The following is a 15,930-nucleotide window of genomic DNA, read 5'->3' as shown; positions in this document are numbered from 1 at the left end:
GTTCCGGTTCGAATGACTACGCCCCGGCCGTGTCCGAGATCTGGGCTCCGCGCTGGCCGTGGAGCTTGGTCAAGGTGCCGTGATGTCTGACAACATCACTCGAGGCGAGGACGAGGATTCCGTTGGGATGTTTGCGCCAACAAAGGCGCCAGCGGCGGCGCAATAGGGCACTGCTGGGGTGCCCATGCACAGGGTGGCCCCAACCGCTGCGCCGACAAGCTGACCGACGCCGTTGATCGTGCCGCCGTCGGAGTTGTTGCTTGAGCTTGCGCCTGATTGCGAGCCAGACGTGCCGGGGTCACCCCCTTCGCTCGAGCCGGCGACTACCGATCCCAGATCTATGAACCTGAGTGTTTTCATGGCTGTTGTTCCTCTCGGTTTTCTTGATGGGCATGCGCCTGTTTGTTAGGTCGGGCCGAGTGTGGGTGGCCCGATGACGGGTTGCACCGGTTGCCACCCGTCGCTACCAGCACGTGGTGGCGCGGGCTGGAGGGGTACCGGAGGCAAGGGAACTCCGCCGCTGACGGCTTGCCCTTCGACAGGGTTCAGTAACTTCATGCGTTCTCTCTCTCTTTGTTGAGAGGCCATATGCGGTGACCTCAGCCGCCCGGCGCTGCGAGCGTCGCGAAGACGCCGGATGCCCTTTGGCGCCGCTGGAGTGCATTTGCAGTGCAGTTGCACAAGGGCGGCCCTGCGAGTTCCTAAGGCATAGGTTGGATATCCCAGCCGAGTTGGATGAGCTCACCCGGAATACCGGGCGGCGATGAGATGTGCTGCATGCCGACCGCTGCCACCACCTTACGGTGAGCTGCGGCGATGCTCACCAGGCGCTGCGCCATGGTCCGGTCGCGCATTGCCTGTACGGCTGACGCGAGCGCTCCCTGAAGAGGGCTGTCGGTCTTCATCTTGGCGAATGTGCGTTGAACGAGTTCGGCGTCTCCTCTTTCCCAGGCCTCAAGCAGAAGATTTGCTCGCTGAAGAGCGCTTGGCGACTTTGCGTCCCTGATGGTCTCGTCAAGGAGTTGAGGGGTGAGGTGGCGGGGAGCGACGCTAGCCAGTGCGTCGGTGGGCGAGCAGGTGGTTTCCAGCGCTTCAACCGGGCGCCCCAGGCTGCGCATGTGTTCGATAAGCAGCCGGTCCAAGCCGTTGCGAACCGACCACTCAGGCATTTGCCTTTGCGCCGCCAAGTGCGCGAGCAAGTAGGGCGATTGGCCTTCGAGCAGGCGATCGTCCAACTTTGCGTCGCGTAGGGCCTGGCGCAACTTCTGTGCTTGCCGCTCCGACAGCTGTGGGCGCTGAAGTTGGCTAGCAGCCCGCTCGGTGCACATCAGAGCGGCTTGTTGGAGTGACAGGTCTGTCACGTCCAGCTCGACGGCTAAGGCGTCGGCCCGAGCCAGTAGATCTCGCACTGCAGTTGGCAGCTGCAGCGGCTTTGGGGCGGCATGGATGGTTGGAACCAGAGTGACTTCAACATCCCCTTTTCGGGCGACGTACTGGAAGCCAAGCGGCTGGGTGCTGAAATGATGTGATCGCATGAGGGCGGCGGTTGTGGTCAGCAGGGTGACCGCGGCGCCAGCAATGAGGGCGGATCGGCGGTTCAAAGAGCTCTCCCGGCTGCGCCGACACCAGGGGCCATGCGCGCCTTCGCAGAAACCGCCAGCACCGGTTCCATCACCCATTCCCAAACGGCGCGGCGGTCCTGGATCACGTCGGCCTCGAGCGCCATGCCGGGCTTGAGCCACTGCCGCTCGCCGTACGCAACGATGTGCTGGTGCTGGATGCGGACGTCGATGCGGTAGAGCGGTTCGTTGACTTGCGCGGCGGCCAGTAGGGCCTGCGCCTGGCCGGCTGGGAGGTCTTGTGGGTTGATGGGAGTACGGCTGACCGCTTCTATTTCGCCTGGCGCCATGCCGAACTTCTGGTACGGATAAGCGGCGTATCGCAGCCACACCGATTGCCCTGGCTCAATGAAGCCCACGGTGCGGCTGGGCGCGTAGAGCTGTGCGCGCAACTCGGCCGGTTGACCCGCGACCGCACCTTGCAGGGTTTGCGGGATGAGGGTCAGTAGCGTCTGCCCGGCTTGCACGCCCTGACCGACGCTGAAGGTCCGGGCGGTGACCATGCCGTCGTGGGGCGCCGTGATGACGACGCGTCGGCGGCCTTCGTTTTCGGCGCCCTCTTGTTCCAGCGAGGCCAGCGTGCGGTCGAGCTGGGCCAGTTCGGTGCGCAGCTGTGTCGCGTTCGTTTCGAGTTCGGCATGCAGCGCTTGCAGTTGCGCGGCAGCGGTGGCGGCGTTGCGCTCGGTGGTTTGGGTGCGCGCCTGCAGTTCGAGCAGTTCTTCCTGCTTCTGCTGGGCCTGCACGTCGGCGACGAAGCCTTCGGCGGCGAGCTGGCGGTAGCGGTCGAGCGTCTTGCCGGCCAGGTGCACGCGGCGATGGGCCAGTTCGGCCTCGCCCCGGACCCGGCGCTGCTCGGCCTCTGCGTGGCGGATGCGATCGAGCAGGGCTTCGCGCCGTTGGCTGTTGTGCAGCTCGCGCAAGGCGCGCTCGGCGAGCAGCGCGCCGCGGCGCTGGGCGAGGCTGCCGGCCACCAAGGCTGCAGTGGAGCCTTGGGTGGTGGTGCGATCAACGCTCAGCACCACGAGCGGATGGCCGGCGCGCACGAGGTCGCCTTCGCGCACGCTGGTTTCGAGCACGATGCCGGCTTGCGGTGCCGGCAGCTGCAGGCTGCCCAGCGTGGGTACCAGCATGCCGGGCAGGCGGGCTTTGCGAGTGACGTGACCCCACATCGCAAAGCTCACCAGCGCGAGAGCGAGCGCGAGGGCCACGCCGGTGACGACACTGAAGCTGGGCGGTCCGCCGAGGCGAATGGTGCCGAGGTGCTGGGCTCGCTGCGCTTGAATGACTTTTCGTCTGAACAGGTACACGGCGAGCAGGCTCCGTTGCGATGGCGCTTGGGGTTGCAGCGATTGCAGGTCATGTGGCTCCCTCGTGCCCGTGTTGCGGGCTGTGTGGCACGCGTGTCGCGGTGAGGTGCGAGCTGGCGAGCGGTGCGCCGAACCTTATCGACGCGGAGTGTTGCGGCCTATGCCAAGGAGTTGCCCTTGACGGCGGCCTTGTGTTGTGCGAAGTGCCGCGCGCGACGCGGGGTTCCCCCCGCGAGAGGGCTGCAAGCTGTTGCACATCGACCTCCTTCTTTCTAGGGATCGCATGTGCACCGAGGCCCGCTGTGGGGGCAACATGTGGCCCCCCGCAGCAGGGCAGCAACCGGAAGGGAAGGGACTCGATGCCGTTGTCGACAACAAGGCGGTCCGGGATGAAGCCGCTCCAATCAGCGCGCATCACGCGCCGCGGCGTGGTGCCGCAGCCCGTGAGCTACCGGCGATTTCTCGAGGAGCGTGCGCTGTGCCTGCTGGCGTGCGAGGACGGCGGCGATGAGGCGCCCGCTCGACTGACGGCGCGTGAACTGGAGGTGCTGCGCTGGACGATGGAGGGCAAGACCGCGTGGGAAACCGGCGCCATCCTCGGCATCAGCGAGCAGACGGTCGTGCGGCACCTGTGCCGTGTGACCCACAAGCTGGGCTGCGTGAACAAGATCCAGGCGGTGGTGAAGGCGATGCGGCTGGGGTTGGTGCGGTGATGCCTGAGGCGATGTCGAGTGATCGGTTCACCGTGATGTTGGGGGTGAGCAGCGTCGAGGGGTTTCGCGAGGAGCTCCTGCGTTTCACGCGGTGGCTGGGGTTCGAGTTCGTCGCGGCCATCGTGGTCATCGATCGACCCATGAGTGAGCCGGACTTCCTCGCTGTCGACAACGCTCCCGACGCATATCGAGAGATGGCTGACGACAGGGAGGCGGCGCGCTTCGACCCCGTTATGCAGCATTGCAGGCACCATGGCACGCCCGCGATCTGGGGCCGGGGGACGTACGCGAAGCGCGGCTTGCTGCAGACATGGGAAGAGCAGGCAGCGCATGGCTACTGCGCCGGCATTTGTGTGGCGCAACACCTTCCGCAAGGGCGGCACTTCGTCGTCGGAGTCGATCGCGATCAGCCGCTTCCGGCCAGTCTCATGGAGCAGCAGCGCATGGCCGCGGACTTGTGTCTCTTCACGGCGTATGCGCAGCAGTCCGCGCTTCAACTTTTCGGCGCGCGCGAGGTTGTGGGATCACCGGCTCGGTTGTCCCCTCGCGAATTGGAGGTCCTGCGCTGGACCATGGCAGGAAAGACGGCGTGGGAGGTGGGCGCGATTCTCGGGATCAGCGAGCAGACCGTCGTGCGGCACCTCGGCCATGCGGCGCAGAAGCTTGGGTGCGTGAACAAGGTGCAGGCTGTGGCCAGGGCGTTGCAGCTGGGGTTGATCGCGTGAAGGCGGGAGGAACCATGCTGGAGGATCGCCTTGTCTCGGTACTGCGTGCGACGGATGTCGCGGAGTTTCGCGAGCGCGTGCTGGAGTTCACGAAGTGGGTGGGCTTCGATTTGATGTCGGCAGCCGTGGTGGTCGACGTGCCCGGAGGCCATACGGACTCCTTCTATGTTGACAACGCGCCCGACGCCTACCGAAGCGCTTTTGAAGACAGAGGCAACTGGCAGCGAGACCCAGTGACGCAACACTGCAAGAGAAGCGGCACGCCGATTCTCTGGAAGCAGGAGACCTACCTAGAGCACGGTGTCGCTGACAAGTGGGAAGAGCAGGCCCGTTTCGGTTATCGGACGGGAATCGGATTGGCCTTGCATCTGCCTCATGGCAAGCACTTCATGCTTGCGGTTGACCGCGATCAGTCATTGCCCAGCAGCGCCGAAGAGCGGCGCCGCGTCGCTGCCGAGCTATGTCTGTTTGCGGCCTATGCGCATGTAGCAGCGCTGCGGCTGCTCGTGCCGCAGGAGCATGCCGACTCATCGATCCAGCTGTCACGGCGCGAGCTGGAAGTACTGCAGTGGACCATGGCCGGCAAGACGGCCTGGGAGGTAGGCCGGATTCTTTGCATCAGTGAGCAGACCGTCACTCGCCACGCGGTCAGCGCGGCGCAGAAGCTGGGCTGCGTGAACAAGGTGCAGGCCGTGGCGAAGGCGCTGCGGCTGGGATTCCTGAATTGAGGATTAGGACATGAGGCGCTTGACCGAATGTCTCGAAGCCCTTGCGTCCGTCGACGGCATCGACGGGTTGCGCGATGTGACGATCCGCTTTGCGGCGCGACTTGGATTCGATTTCGTGTCGGCGACGGTTGTGATCGATCGAGGGCAGGGTGCAGACTTTTACTGCGTAGACAACACGCCTGATGCCTATCGGTCGGCGTTTGAGAACGAAGCGCGGTTTCGTGTAGATCCGGTGTCACAGCACTGCAAGTTGAGTTCGTCGCCAATCATCTGGGATCAGGCGACGTATGTGCGAGCTGGGCGCGGCGAGTTGTGGGAGGAGCAAGCTCAGCATGGCTACAAGGCTGGTGTCGCGGTGGCACTTCACCTTCCTGGTGGTCGGCACCTTCTAGTGGGCGTTGACAGGGACAGGCCGCACGGTCGCGCCCCAGAGCCTGGTTGGCGCCAAGCGGCCGAGTTGTTGTTGTTTGCTAGCTGCGCTGAAGGCGTGGCTACACGACTGCTAGTTTCTAGGCAGGGCTTTGCTACGGCGCAGGGTGTGGCGCTCTCCTGGCGCGAGCGCGAAGTCCTCCAATGGGCGATGGAAGGTAAGACGGCCTGGGAGATCGGTCGGATTCTGGCGATCAGCGAGCAAACGGTCGTGCGGCACCTCGGCCACGCTGCCCATAAGCTCGAATGCGTCAACAAGGTTCAGGCTGTCGCGAAGGCGCTGCGGTTGGGCCTGCTGAGCTGAGTTTCGCGCCCCAGCGTATGAGGCTTCGCGCGCCTCTACACATCGAACTGTGCAGCGTTGCGCAGTCTTGCTTTTGGCCTGCTGCCACAATATTGTGCTGTACGGTCATGAGGCGGGACCCATCCCGCGGTAGGGGTGCACTGTCCACGGTGCGGCATCATGACCGGCAGCCAGGAGCCTATCTCGCATGCTGCATGGTGGATTTACGTCAGTGCTGGAGTCGCGCAACCTCGACGAGTTGCGTGGCGAAGTTCTGCGCTTCACGAAGTGGTTGGGCTTTGATCTCATGAGTGCTTTCGTGGCCGTAGATAAGCCCCTTGGTGGTACGGAGTTTTACTGTATCGACAACACGCCGGACGGCTATCGCCAGACCTTTGAGGACGAGGGATACAGCCACAGAGATCCGGTGCTGCAGCACTGCAAGCGCCATAGCACGCCCATCATTTGGAATCAGAGCACCTATCTCGATAGCGGGCTGATCGAGAAGTGGGAGAAGCAGGCGCCATTTGGGTACCGTACCGGCGTCGGGATGGCGCTGCATTTGCCAGATGGCAAGCACTTCATGATCGGTGTGGATCGAGATCAGGCGCTGCCCAACCACGCCACAGAACTCACCCGAATCGTCGCCGATTTGCAGCTATTTGCGGTGCACGCTCAAGACGCCGCAATGCGGTTGTTGGTGCCCGCTGAACAGGGGTCGGACGCTCCGCAGCTTACTGCCCGCGAGCTTGAAGCGTTGCGTTGGACCATGGATGGCAAGACGGCGTGGGAAGTTGGTGCCATTTTGGGTATCAGCGAGCGCACCGCCGTACTGCATGTGAACAATGCCATGCACAAGCTTGGCTGCACGAGCAAGCACCAAGCCGTCATCAAGGCCCTGCGCCTGGGCCTAATCCGCTGAATTCCGCCTGAGCTGTGGAGAAGCAGTTTTACGGGGCGTTCGCACCTGTAAGAGCTGACAGTTACGCCGCGTAGCGGTGGCTGCTGCAATGTGAGCCATGCACGAGATGTCGTGCGCATCGCAAAGCGTCTGGAGGACAGCATGCAGCAGGCTCAGGAAAACAAAGTCGTTGTGGAAGCCGAAGCCATCAAGGAGGTCGATCGCAAGACCGCCGAGCAGCAGGCCCCCGTTCAGCTGGATGCCGAGTTGCTTCGATTCGTTGGTGGCGGCAACACCTCCGCCCCCAGCAAAACCTGGTAATCACAACAAGAAATGGGGTGTGCGCCCCGGGTACTCTCTCTCAACTTTTCACGCGATTCCATGACCGAGCTTTGTGTTCGTGTCCGGAATCGCGGTTGTTTTTCTGAGGTCGAGAATTTCATGGCGGACTACTTCGCGCTGAATCGCGAGGCGACTTCGCCATCGGACCAGGCCATGTTCTGGAGCGCGCTCTGGTTCGGCCTGATCTTGACGGCGGTGTATGTCGGGCTGATCTGGCTGACCGGAGGGGCAGTCGATGCGTCCGCGGCCGCCTGGCGTGCCGCAGTCGTGATGTCTCTCACGCTGGCCCTGCTGGTCGGGGTGCGCCGGTATCGCCGCTCTGGAGTGCGCATGCATGTGGTCATGCAATGCATGCTGGCCGTCTACCCCGCGTTGGCCGCCCTGTCCGCCGTCGATGCCATTTCCCTGCCGGAGCAGCCCCTGCTCACCCTGGGGTCGGCATTGCTGCTTCTCTTCTTCATCCTGCCCCTGGTGCTGCCGCACAGGGCGCAGCGCTGAGCCGAACAGAGCGCCCGCAGGTTCACCATGGCCAGCCTGTTCCGCCCCGAAGCCCTCGAACACCAGCAGCAAGCCTGGCTGGGCGGGATCCAGCTGATCCGGCCGTTGTCGCTGACGGTGCTCACCGTCTTCATGCTGGCCTGTGCCGTGGCGGTGGTCGCCTTCCTCTCGGTCGGGCAATACACGCAGAAGGCGCGGGTCAATGGCTACCTCGTGCCCGAAGGCGGTGTGATCGGCCTGCGGCCGGCGATCGGCGGCACCGTGGTGCGCCGCCTGGTGACCGAGGGCCAGCTGGTGCGCAAGGGCGAGGCGCTGTTCGAGTTGTCGCTCGACCAGCACACCCTGGCGGGCGGCACGCAGGCGGCGGTGCAGCGGACGCTGGCCGCGCGGGAAGCGAGCCTGCTGGGTGCGGCGCGCCAGCGCAGCCAGTTCGTTGTCGAAGAGCAGGCCAGCCTCGGGCGGCGCATCGAGCAGCTGCGCAACGAGCAGCGGCAGCTCGAAAGCGAGGCCGAGCTGCAACGTGGCCGGCTGGCGCTGGCCGAGCAGAACGAAGCCCAGTGGAAATCGTTGCAGGCGGGCAACTTCGTGTCGCAAGCGCAGGTGCAGGCCAAGACGGCCGAAGTGCTGGGCTTGAAGGCCGAGCTTCAGAAGCTGGAGCGCCAGCGCGGCTCATACCAGCGCGACATCGAGGAGATGGAGGCCGAACGTCGCCAGCTCGTGTTGCGTATGCAGACGGAGCAGGGCGAGATCGAGCGGGACCTGGCCGAACTTGCGCAAAAGGCGGTCGAGAACGAAGCGCGCAGCAGCTTGGTGGTGCGCGCCGAGCAGGACTGTGTGGTGACGGCCGTGCTGGCCGAGCCGGGCCAGAGCGTGTCGCCTTCGACCACCCTGGCCAGCGTGGTGCCGGCCGACGCACCGCTGCGGGCGCATCTGTTCGCGCCCTCGAGCGCCGTCGGGTTCGTGCAGGCCGACCAGACGGTGCTGCTGCGCTACCAGGCCTTTCCATACCAGAAGTTCGGTCAGCAGCCGGGCCGGGTGCTCCAGGTATCGAAGACGCCGCTCCAGGCATCCGAGCTGGTCGGGTTGCCGCTCGCGGGGAGCGCCAGCGAGCCGATGTACCGCATCACCGTGGCCCTCGACCAGCAGGCGGTGCGCGCCTATGGCCGCGAGCAGGCGCTGGCTGCCGGCATGCAGCTCGAAGGCGACGTGATGCTGGATCGCCGGCGCTTGATCGAGTGGATCTTCGAGCCGTTGATCGGCGTGGCGGGCAAGGTGTGATGGACATGCTGCGCCAGCTCCGACTCGGCCTCGGCACGCAGACGCTGCCGATGCTGCTGCAGACCGAGGCCGCCGAGTGCGGCCTGGCCTGCCTGGCCATGGTGGCCAGCTACCACGGGCTGAAGACCGACCTGCCCACGCTGCGCCAGCGCTTCTCGCTGTCGCTCAAGGGCGCCACGCTGGCCGACCTGGTGCACATGGCCGGCCAGCTGCAGATGAACCCGCGTGCCTTGCGCGCCGAGCTGTCGCAGCTGAACCAGCTGCAGCTGCCTTGCGTGCTGCACTGGGACTTGAACCATTTCGTTGTGCTCAGGGAGATCAGACGCGGACAGGCCGTGATACACGACCCAGCGCGTGGCGTGCGGACGTTGCCCATTTCAGAGGTATCGCTGCACTTCACGGGAGTGGCGCTGGAGTTGCTGCCCACGGCCGAGTTCAAGCCGCGCAACGAGCGACAGGCGGTCACCTTGCCCCAGCTGCTGGGGCGGGTGACCGGCCTGAAGCGATCCCTCGCGCAGATCTTCGTGCTGGCGGCGGTGCTCGAGGTGTTCGTGCTGCTGTCGCCGTTCTTCCTGCAGTGGGTGGTGGACGGCGCGCTGGTGAGCGCCGACCGCGACCTGCTGGTGACCCTGGGCCTGGGCTTCGGCCTGCTGGTGCTGCTGCAGGTGGCCACCGGCGCCATTCGCTCCTGGGCGGTGCTGTACCTGTCGAGCACGCTGAACCTGCAATGGCTGGGCAACGTGTTTGCCCACCTGATGCGTCTGCCGGTGGCCTGGTTCGAAAAGCGTCACACCGGCGACGTGATGTCGCGCTTCGGCGCGGTCCGGCAGATCCAGCAGACGCTCACCACCAGCTTCCTGGAGGCGGTGCTCGACGGGCTGCTGGTGGTGGTGACGCTCGTGATGATGTGGATCTACAGCGTCAAGCTCACGCTCATCGCGCTGGGCTGCGTGGGCGGCTATGCGCTGCTGCGCTGGGCGTTCTTCCGCCCGCTGCGCGACGCCACCGAAGAGTCCATCGTCCACGACGCCAAGACGGCGAGCCACTTCCTCGAGTCGCTGCGCGGCGTGCAGGCCATCAAGCTGTTCAACCGCCAGGAAGACCGCCAGGCGCGGTTCCTGAACCTGGTGGTCGACGCGATGAACGCCGACATCGCGACGAAAAAGCTCAACATCGGTTTCGGTGTCAGCCACAAGCTGATCTTCGGCCTGGAGCGGGTGGCCATCATCTGGGTCGGTGCGCTGCTGGTGATGGAGCGCAACTTCTCGGTCGGCATGCTGTTCGCGTTCCTGGCCTACAAGGAGCAGTTCAGCACGCGTTTCGCCGGCCTGATCGACAAGCTGGTCGAGCTCAAGATGCTGAAGCTGCAGGGCGAGCGGCTGGCCGACATCGTGCTCAGCGAGCCGGAGGCGGAGCAGAGCGCCCTGCTGGCGGCCGGGCAGGGCGAGGGGCAGTCGCCGGTGCGGCTGGAGCTGCGCGGCGTGGGATTCCGCTACTCGGACACCGAGGCACGCGTGCTCGACGGTTGCAGCCTCACCATCGAGCCGGGCGAGTCGGTGGCGATCTCCGGTCCGTCGGGTTGCGGCAAGACGACGCTGCTCAAGCTGATGCTCGGCATCCATGCGCCCGACGAGGGCGAGATCCTGGTCAACGGCATGACGCTGCGGCAGCTCGGCCTGCCGGCGTGGCGTCGCCTCATTGGCACGGTGATGCAGGACGACCAGCTGTTCGCCGGCTCGATCATCGACAACATCGCCTTCTTCGACCCGCGGCCGGACCTCGACTGGGTGCAGGAATGCGCCAAGCTGGCCGCCGTGCACGACGAGATCGAAGCCATGCCGATGCGCTACCACACGCTGATCGGCGACATGGGCGCCAGCATCTCCGGCGGACAGAAGCAGCGCATCCTGCTGGCGCGTGCCCTGTACAAGCGGCCGCAGATTCTCTTCCTCGACGAGGCGACCAGCGCGCTGGACGTCGATCGCGAGCGCCTGGTCAACCAGGCCGTGAAACAACTCAAGCTCACCCGGGTGATCGTTGCCCACCGCCCCGAAACCATCGCGTCGGCCGGCCGGGTGATCGTGCTGCAGCAGGGCAAGGTGGCGCAGGACTTGCGCACCGTGCCTTCATTGACTGGATCAGGAGCCAACTGAGGACCGAGGACTGAGGACTGAGGACTGAGGACTGAGGACTCACTTACCGAGATAACTATCGCTGTCATCATGACGATCCAATAGCGTGTCGGGAGGCACGCCCCGTATCCTCTCAAACAAGAATCATTCTTGTTTGAGAGGATTTCTTTTTATGGCGAAGACAGCGACCTTCGGCGTGATGCACCTCGGCATCGCCTTCAGCGTGAGCTACGCGCTCACCGGCAGCATCACCATCGCCGGTGCCATCACCTTCGTGGAGCCTCTGGTGAACACCGTGGCGCACTACTTCTTCGACAAGTACTGGGCCCATCCGAGCCTGGTGGCTTGGTGGCGGGCGCGTGCCGGGTGGCGTCCGTCGGCGGCGGTGGGCGCCAGCTGACGGCCTCGTCTTTCTGTCTAGCTTTCCGTCTAGAAGTGAGCCAGGTAGCCGCCGTCGACCGCGAGCAGGTGTCCGGTGACGTAGCTGGCGGCCGGTGAGGCAAGGAACACCACGGCGCCGGCAATCTCGTCGGGCTGGCCCCAGCGACCCAGGGAGGTGCGTTGCCGCAACCACTGTCGAGTGTTCGGGTCGGCGACCAGTGGCGCGTTGACTTCGGTGGCGAAGAAGCCGGGCGCCACCGCATTCACGTTGATGCCGCGCGGCCCCAGCTCGGCGGCGAGGGCGCGGGTCAGCGCCTCGAGCCCGCCCTTGGCGGCGGTGTAGACCGCGTCGCCACCGCGCGAGATCGGGCCGGCGATCGAGGTGATGTTGACGATGCGCCCGCCGGTCTGCATGAGGCCGGCAGCCCGCCGGGCGATGTCGAACGGCGCCACCAGGTTGATGCCCAGCAGGCGGCGCACGTCGTCGAGCGCAAACGCGTCGAGGGCTCGCCGGTCGCGCTGGCCCACGTTGTTGACCAGGATGTCGAGCCGGCCGTGCTGCTGGGCGATCTGCGCGAAGGCCGCGGCGACGGCGGTTTCGTCGGCCACGTCGAAGGGCAGGGCGCTGGCGGCCCCTTCGGCGCCGGCACCGGCTTCCTCGACCGATGCGACCGCGGCCTGGAGCTTGGCTTTGTCCCGGCCATTGACCAGCACCCAGGCGCCGGCGGCCGCCAGTGCGCGAGCGATGGCCAGGCCCAGGCCGGTGGATCCGCCGGTCACCAGGGCGGTGCGGCCGTGCAGCGAAAACGGGTTCTTCATCATGGCGGTGACGTGGCGACGGGGGAGCCCTCTGGCGCCGTGCTGGCTTCCATCCAGCCGAGCCAACGCAAGGCCTGTTCCCGCGAATCGCCGCACATCTCGGCCGACGGCTGCAGCGAGCCGCACACTGCCGGCCGCTCCGGGCGGCCGAACAGGCGGCAGCGCAACGCGTCGTCGAGCTGGGCGCAGCGTACGCCGGCAGGTTTGCCGAAGGGGTGGCCGGGCAGCGGGGTGGAAATGGACGGCGCGATGCAGCAGGCAGCGCAGCCGGGGCGGCAATTCATGGGCGGCATTGTCGCCCGGCCCCTTCGGGCGTGGCGGGGTGGGTATCCGTGCAGGTGACGCGCGGGCTGTGGATAACTAAAATTCAGGGTTTGCCCGCGTTGCTGTCTGCAGCGCATTTCGTTCGAGGCACCTGATGCTGTATCCCAAGGAATTCGATGTGATCGTGGTCGGCGGTGGCCATGCCGGTACCGAGGCCGCGCTCGCGGCTGCCCGCATGGGCTGCGCCACGCTGCTGCTGACGCACAACATCGAGACGCTCGGGCAGATGAGCTGCAATCCGTCGATCGGCGGCATCGGCAAGGGGCACCTGGTCAAGGAGATCGATGCGCTGGGCGGTGCCATGGCCGCCGCCACGGACGAGGGCGGGATCCAGTTCCGCATCCTCAATTCGTCGAAGGGGCCGGCGGTGCGGGCCACCCGCGCCCAGGCGGATCGCATCCTGTACAAGGCGGCGATCCGCCGCCGGCTGGAGAGCCAGCCCAACCTGTGGCTGTTCCAGCAGGCGGTCGACGACCTGATGGTCGAAGGTGACCGGGTGGTGGGGGCCGTGACGCAGGTCGGCCTGCGCTTTCGGGCACGCGCGGTGGTGCTGACGGCGGGCACCTTCCTTGACGGCAAGATCCACGTCGGCCTGCAGAACTACACCGCCGGCCGTGCCGGCGACCCGGCGGCGGTCAGCCTCTCGGCGCGGCTCAAGGAGCTGAAGCTGCCCCAGGGGCGGCTCAAGACCGGCACCCCGCCACGCATCGACGGCCGGTCCATCGACTTTTCCAGGCTGACCGAACAGCCCGGCGACGGCATGGACGGGCAGGGCCCTGTGCCGGTGTTCAGCTTCATGGGACGGCCGGAGCAGCACCCGCAGCAACTGCCCTGCTGGATCACCCATACCAACGAGCGCACGCACGAGATCATCCGCAGCGGTTTTGACCGAAGCCCGATGTTCACCGGCGTGATCGAAGGGGTTGGCCCGCGCTACTGCCCCAGCATCGAAGACAAGATCAACCGCTTTGCCGACAAGACCTCGCACCAGATCTTTCTGGAGCCGGAGGGCCTCACGACCCACGAGTTCTATCCCAACGGCATCTCGACTTCGCTGCCCTTTGACATCCAGCTCGCCGCGGTGCATTCGATGCCCGGGTTGGAGAACGCCCACATCCTGCGGCCCGGCTACGCCATCGAGTACGACTATTTCGACCCGCGGGAGTTGAAGGCCAGTTTCGAAACCAAGGTCATCGGTGGCCTGTTCTTCGCTGGGCAGATCAACGGCACCACCGGCTATGAGGAGGCCGCAGCACAGGGCTTGTTTGCCGGCGTGAATGCGGCGCTGCAGGTGCAGGGGCGCGATCCTTGGCTGCCGGGCCGCGAGCAGGCCTACCTCGGCGTGCTGGTCGACGACCTCATCACCAAGGGTGTCACCGAGCCCTACCGGATGTTCACCAGCCGGGCTGAATTCAGGCTGCAGCTGCGGGAAGACAACGCCGACATGCGCCTCACCGAGGCAGGGCGGCAGCTCGGCTTGGTGAACGACGAGCGCTGGGCGGCCTTCAACCGGAAACGCGATGCTGTTTCACGTGAAACGCAGCGGCTCAAGTCGACCTGGGTGCACCCCGGCATCCTGCAGGCAGCAGATGCTGAGCGGCTGATCGGCAAGGCGCTGGAGCGCGAGTACGCCTTGGCTGATCTGCTGCGGCGCCCCGGTGTCGACTTCGATGCGGTCGCGGCCGTTGGCGTCCTGGCCCGCCCGGACGTGGCTGTTTCACGTGAAACGTTGCATTCCGAACTGGGTGGAGCGCTTGCCGATGCGGTGATCGAGCAGATCGAGATTGCCACCAAGTACGCCGGCTACATCGACAAACAGAACGACGAGGTCGAGCGCGCCGCCAGCTACGAACACCTCAAGCTGCCGCCTGAGCTCGATTACCACCAGGTCAAGGCGCTGAGCTTCGAGGTTCGCCAGAAGCTGAGCAAGCACCGCCCGGAGACGCTTGGTCAGGCGTCGCGGATTTCCGGCATCACGCCGGCGGCGATCTCCCTGCTGCTCATTCATCTGAAGAAGGGCCGCTTCAAGGGCTTCGAGCAGCGACCCGCCGCAAACGACGACACGCCGACGACCGGCGCAGTGGCGTGAGCGCCCCAGTGGAGCAGGGTGGGGCGCTCGCCGGAGGTCTGCGCGCGGGCGCCTCCGAGCTCGGCCTGTCGCTGGCGCCGCCGCAGGTGGACCAGCTGCTGGCCTACCTCGCCCTGATCAGCAAGTGGAATCGCGTCTACAACCTGACCGCGGTACGGGAGCCCGGCGAGATGCTGACGCAGCACCTTCTCGACAGCTTGGCCATCGTCTTGCCGCTCCAGCGCCAGCTGGGCGGTCGCCCTGCCTCTGTACTGGATGTGGGGGCCGGGGCTGGTTTGCCGGGCGTCGCCTTGGCCGTCGCTTGCCCGCAACTGCAGGTGAGCTGCGTCGATGCGGTGGCCAAGAAGGTCAGTTTCATTCGGCAGGCGGCGGCCGAACTGGGGCTGCGCAACTTGCAGGGTGTGCATGCACGGGTCGAAAGCCTCGCGCCCAAGACCTGGGACGTCATCACGTCCCGCGCGTTTGCGTCGCTTCCGGACTTCGTGGCATGGACGCGCGGCTCGCTGGCGCAGGGCGGTGTCTGGCTGGCCATGAAAGGCAAGCGACCCGACGCCGAGATAGCCGAGCTGCCGGAGGACGTCGAGGTGTTTCACGTGGAACATCTCCAGGTCCCCGGCCTGGAGGCTGAGAGGTGCATCGTCTGGATGCGCCACAAGAACTGAGGAGGCTACATGCTGGGCATTACCGACTATGGATCTTTCTGTGCCGCCGTCCTGCTGTTCCTGGCGCTACCAGGTCCCGGCACCTTCACGCTGCTCACGGCCACCGGAAAGGGCGGCTTTCGTGCCGGTGCGGCAGCAACGCTCGGCGTGATCGCGGGCGACCAGGTGCTGCTCTGGCTGGCGGTGGCGGGAGTTGCCGCGCTGCTGGCTGCCTACCCGGCAGTGTTCAAGGCGGTGCAGTACCTGGGGGCGGCTTACCTGGCCTGGATCGGCCTGAAGCTGTTGCTCGCGAAGGACGGTGCCGCACCGGTGATCGACCTGCAGCCTGGGCGCTACTTCCGTCAGGCCACGCTCATCACCTTGCTCAACCCGAAGGCCATCGTCTTCTACATGGCCTTCTTCCCGTTGTTCATCGACCCGGCTGCCCATCGCGGCGCCATCACCTTCGGGGCCATGGCGGCCACCATCGCCGTCATCACGCTGGTGTACTGCCTGGCGCTGTGCGCCTTCGCGAACGTGGTGGCCGCCAAGGTGCGCGCGCACCGGCGCATTGCCCGGCTGTTGGAGCGAGCTACCGGCGCGTTCCTCGTCGGCTTCGGCATCAAGCTCGGCACTCAATAGCTCGGCAGAGCCTTCGATGTGGGCTGGCAGCAACCGAAGCCGGCCTGGCCTCAACGACAATACCGGGCTTCAAGCCAGG

Annotated in this window: 16 protein-coding genes and 1 pseudogene; 13 read left to right on the top strand and 4 right to left on the bottom strand. The window is 65.7% G+C overall.

The window, feature by feature from the left end:
- Positions 1–701: 701 nt before the first annotated feature.
- Together E8D38_RS06385 and E8D38_RS06380 are read right to left on the bottom strand one after the other, a co-directional pair.
- Positions 702–1,601, bottom strand: coding sequence for a TraB/GumN family protein (locus E8D38_RS06385; protein ID WP_181178953.1), 900 nt, complete (start codon positions 1,599–1,601; stop codon positions 702–704).
- Positions 1,598–2,926 carry an HlyD family secretion protein gene (locus E8D38_RS06380; protein WP_140627001.1) on the bottom strand — a complete coding sequence of 443 codons (1,329 nt, stop codon included), beginning with the start codon at positions 2,924–2,926 and terminating at the stop codon, positions 1,598–1,600. The genes E8D38_RS06385 and E8D38_RS06380 overlap by 4 nt, the downstream gene beginning before the upstream one ends.
- A 509-nt stretch (positions 2,927–3,435) precedes the next feature.
- Here E8D38_RS06380 and E8D38_RS28820 point away from each other — a divergent pair.
- From E8D38_RS28820 to E8D38_RS06330, 10 genes and pseudogenes are all read left to right on the top strand, one after another.
- Positions 3,436–3,639: pseudogene (locus E8D38_RS28820) on the top strand (helix-turn-helix domain-containing protein); the annotation flags it as partial.
- The gene (locus E8D38_RS06370; RefSeq protein WP_140626997.1) at positions 3,639–4,364 is read left to right on the top strand and encodes a helix-turn-helix transcriptional regulator; all 726 of its coding nucleotides are present in this window, start codon (positions 3,639–3,641) and stop codon (positions 4,362–4,364) included. The pseudogene E8D38_RS28820 and the gene E8D38_RS06370, both read left to right, overlap by 1 nt.
- Before the next feature lie 14 nt (positions 4,365–4,378).
- A complete protein-coding gene (locus E8D38_RS06365; RefSeq protein WP_140626995.1) occupies positions 4,379–5,092 on the top strand; it encodes a helix-turn-helix transcriptional regulator in 714 nt (237 codons plus the stop codon).
- 10 nt (positions 5,093–5,102) lie between these two features.
- On the top strand, positions 5,103–5,825 hold the full coding sequence (locus E8D38_RS29280) for a helix-turn-helix transcriptional regulator (protein ID WP_140626993.1): 723 nt from the start codon (positions 5,103–5,105) through the stop codon (positions 5,823–5,825).
- Between the two features lie 187 nt (positions 5,826–6,012).
- Positions 6,013–6,726 (top strand): helix-turn-helix transcriptional regulator, encoded by a 714-nt coding sequence (locus E8D38_RS06355; RefSeq protein ID WP_140626991.1) that lies wholly within the window; start codon positions 6,013–6,015, stop codon positions 6,724–6,726.
- Positions 6,727–6,837: 111 nt separating this feature from the next.
- Positions 6,838–7,026: a hypothetical protein gene (locus tag E8D38_RS06350; protein WP_140626990.1), complete on the top strand. Its 189-nt coding sequence runs from the start codon at positions 6,838–6,840 to the stop codon at positions 7,024–7,026.
- Between the two features lie 120 nt (positions 7,027–7,146).
- Positions 7,147–7,545 carry a hypothetical protein gene (locus E8D38_RS06345; RefSeq protein ID WP_140626988.1) on the top strand — a complete coding sequence of 133 codons (399 nt, stop codon included), beginning with the start codon at positions 7,147–7,149 and terminating at the stop codon, positions 7,543–7,545.
- Between the two features lie 27 nt (positions 7,546–7,572).
- Positions 7,573–8,823 (top strand): HlyD family secretion protein, encoded by a 1,251-nt coding sequence (locus E8D38_RS06340; protein ID WP_140626986.1) that lies wholly within the window; start codon positions 7,573–7,575, stop codon positions 8,821–8,823.
- Positions 8,824–8,828: 5 nt separating this feature from the next.
- Positions 8,829–10,976 (top strand): peptidase domain-containing ABC transporter, encoded by a 2,148-nt coding sequence (locus E8D38_RS06335; RefSeq protein WP_246099375.1) that lies wholly within the window; start codon positions 8,829–8,831, stop codon positions 10,974–10,976.
- A gap of 151 nt (positions 10,977–11,127) precedes the next feature.
- A complete protein-coding gene (locus E8D38_RS06330) occupies positions 11,128–11,355 on the top strand; it encodes a DUF2061 domain-containing protein (RefSeq protein WP_140626982.1) in 228 nt (75 codons plus the stop codon).
- 29 nt (positions 11,356–11,384) lie between these two features.
- On the opposite strand, the gene E8D38_RS06325 is transcribed toward E8D38_RS06330, so the two are convergent.
- Positions 11,385–12,158 (bottom strand): SDR family oxidoreductase, encoded by a 774-nt coding sequence (locus tag E8D38_RS06325; protein ID WP_140626980.1) that lies wholly within the window; start codon positions 12,156–12,158, stop codon positions 11,385–11,387.
- Positions 12,155–12,439: a YkgJ family cysteine cluster protein gene (locus E8D38_RS06320; protein ID WP_140626978.1), complete on the bottom strand. Its 285-nt coding sequence runs from the start codon at positions 12,437–12,439 to the stop codon at positions 12,155–12,157. Before E8D38_RS06320 ends, E8D38_RS06325 begins: the two co-directional genes overlap by 4 nt.
- 134 nt (positions 12,440–12,573) lie before the next feature.
- Here E8D38_RS06320 and mnmG point away from each other — a divergent pair, with 134 nt between their 5' ends.
- Genes mnmG through E8D38_RS06305 form a run of 3 tightly spaced genes read left to right on the top strand, consistent with a single transcriptional unit; the run spans position 12,574 to position 15,851 of the window.
- Positions 12,574–14,568: a tRNA uridine-5-carboxymethylaminomethyl(34) synthesis enzyme MnmG gene (mnmG, locus tag E8D38_RS06315; RefSeq protein WP_140626975.1), complete on the top strand. Its 1,995-nt coding sequence runs from the start codon at positions 12,574–12,576 to the stop codon at positions 14,566–14,568.
- Positions 14,565–15,230 carry a 16S rRNA (guanine(527)-N(7))-methyltransferase RsmG gene (gene rsmG, locus E8D38_RS06310; RefSeq protein WP_425462753.1) on the top strand — a complete coding sequence of 222 codons (666 nt, stop codon included), beginning with the start codon at positions 14,565–14,567 and terminating at the stop codon, positions 15,228–15,230. The genes mnmG and rsmG overlap by 4 nt, the downstream gene beginning before the upstream one ends.
- 9 nt (positions 15,231–15,239) lie before the next feature.
- A complete protein-coding gene (locus E8D38_RS06305; RefSeq protein WP_140626973.1) occupies positions 15,240–15,851 on the top strand; it encodes a LysE family transporter in 612 nt (203 codons plus the stop codon).
- The last annotated feature ends 79 nt before the right edge of the window (positions 15,852–15,930 follow it).

It is taken from the genome of Methylibium rhizosphaerae, assembly GCF_006386545.1.
GTDB lineage: Bacteria > Pseudomonadota > Gammaproteobacteria > Burkholderiales > Burkholderiaceae_C > Pseudorivibacter > Pseudorivibacter rhizosphaerae.
The sequence above is the reverse complement of the archived record's forward strand: the minus strand, read 5'-3'. Positions and strand labels throughout refer to the sequence as shown.

Bases quoted from the DNA above. Each gene is read 5' to 3' on its own strand.
- E8D38_RS06340 (WP_140626986.1), top strand. From the start codon at position 7,573: ATGGCCAGCCTGTTCCGCCCCGAAGCCCTCGAACACCAGCAGCAAGCC.
- E8D38_RS06325 (WP_140626980.1), bottom strand. From the start codon at position 12,158: ATGATGAAGAACCCGTTTTCGCTGCACGGCCGCACCGCCCTGGTGACC.
- E8D38_RS06320 (WP_140626978.1), bottom strand. From the start codon at position 12,439: ATGAATTGCCGCCCCGGCTGCGCTGCCTGCTGCATCGCGCCGTCCATT.
- E8D38_RS06335 (WP_246099375.1), top strand. From the start codon at position 8,829: ATGCTGCGCCAGCTCCGACTCGGCCTCGGCACGCAGACGCTGCCGATG.
- mnmG (WP_140626975.1), top strand. From the start codon at position 12,574: ATGCTGTATCCCAAGGAATTCGATGTGATCGTGGTCGGCGGTGGCCAT.
- E8D38_RS06355 (WP_140626991.1), top strand. From the start codon at position 6,013: ATGCTGCATGGTGGATTTACGTCAGTGCTGGAGTCGCGCAACCTCGAC.
- E8D38_RS06330 (WP_140626982.1), top strand. From the start codon at position 11,128: ATGGCGAAGACAGCGACCTTCGGCGTGATGCACCTCGGCATCGCCTTC.
- E8D38_RS06345 (WP_140626988.1), top strand. From the start codon at position 7,147: ATGGCGGACTACTTCGCGCTGAATCGCGAGGCGACTTCGCCATCGGAC.
- E8D38_RS29280 (WP_140626993.1), top strand. From the start codon at position 5,103: ATGAGGCGCTTGACCGAATGTCTCGAAGCCCTTGCGTCCGTCGACGGC.
- E8D38_RS06370 (WP_140626997.1), top strand. From the start codon at position 3,639: ATGCCTGAGGCGATGTCGAGTGATCGGTTCACCGTGATGTTGGGGGTG.
- E8D38_RS06365 (WP_140626995.1), top strand. From the start codon at position 4,379: ATGCTGGAGGATCGCCTTGTCTCGGTACTGCGTGCGACGGATGTCGCG.
- E8D38_RS06305 (WP_140626973.1), top strand. From the start codon at position 15,240: ATGCTGGGCATTACCGACTATGGATCTTTCTGTGCCGCCGTCCTGCTG.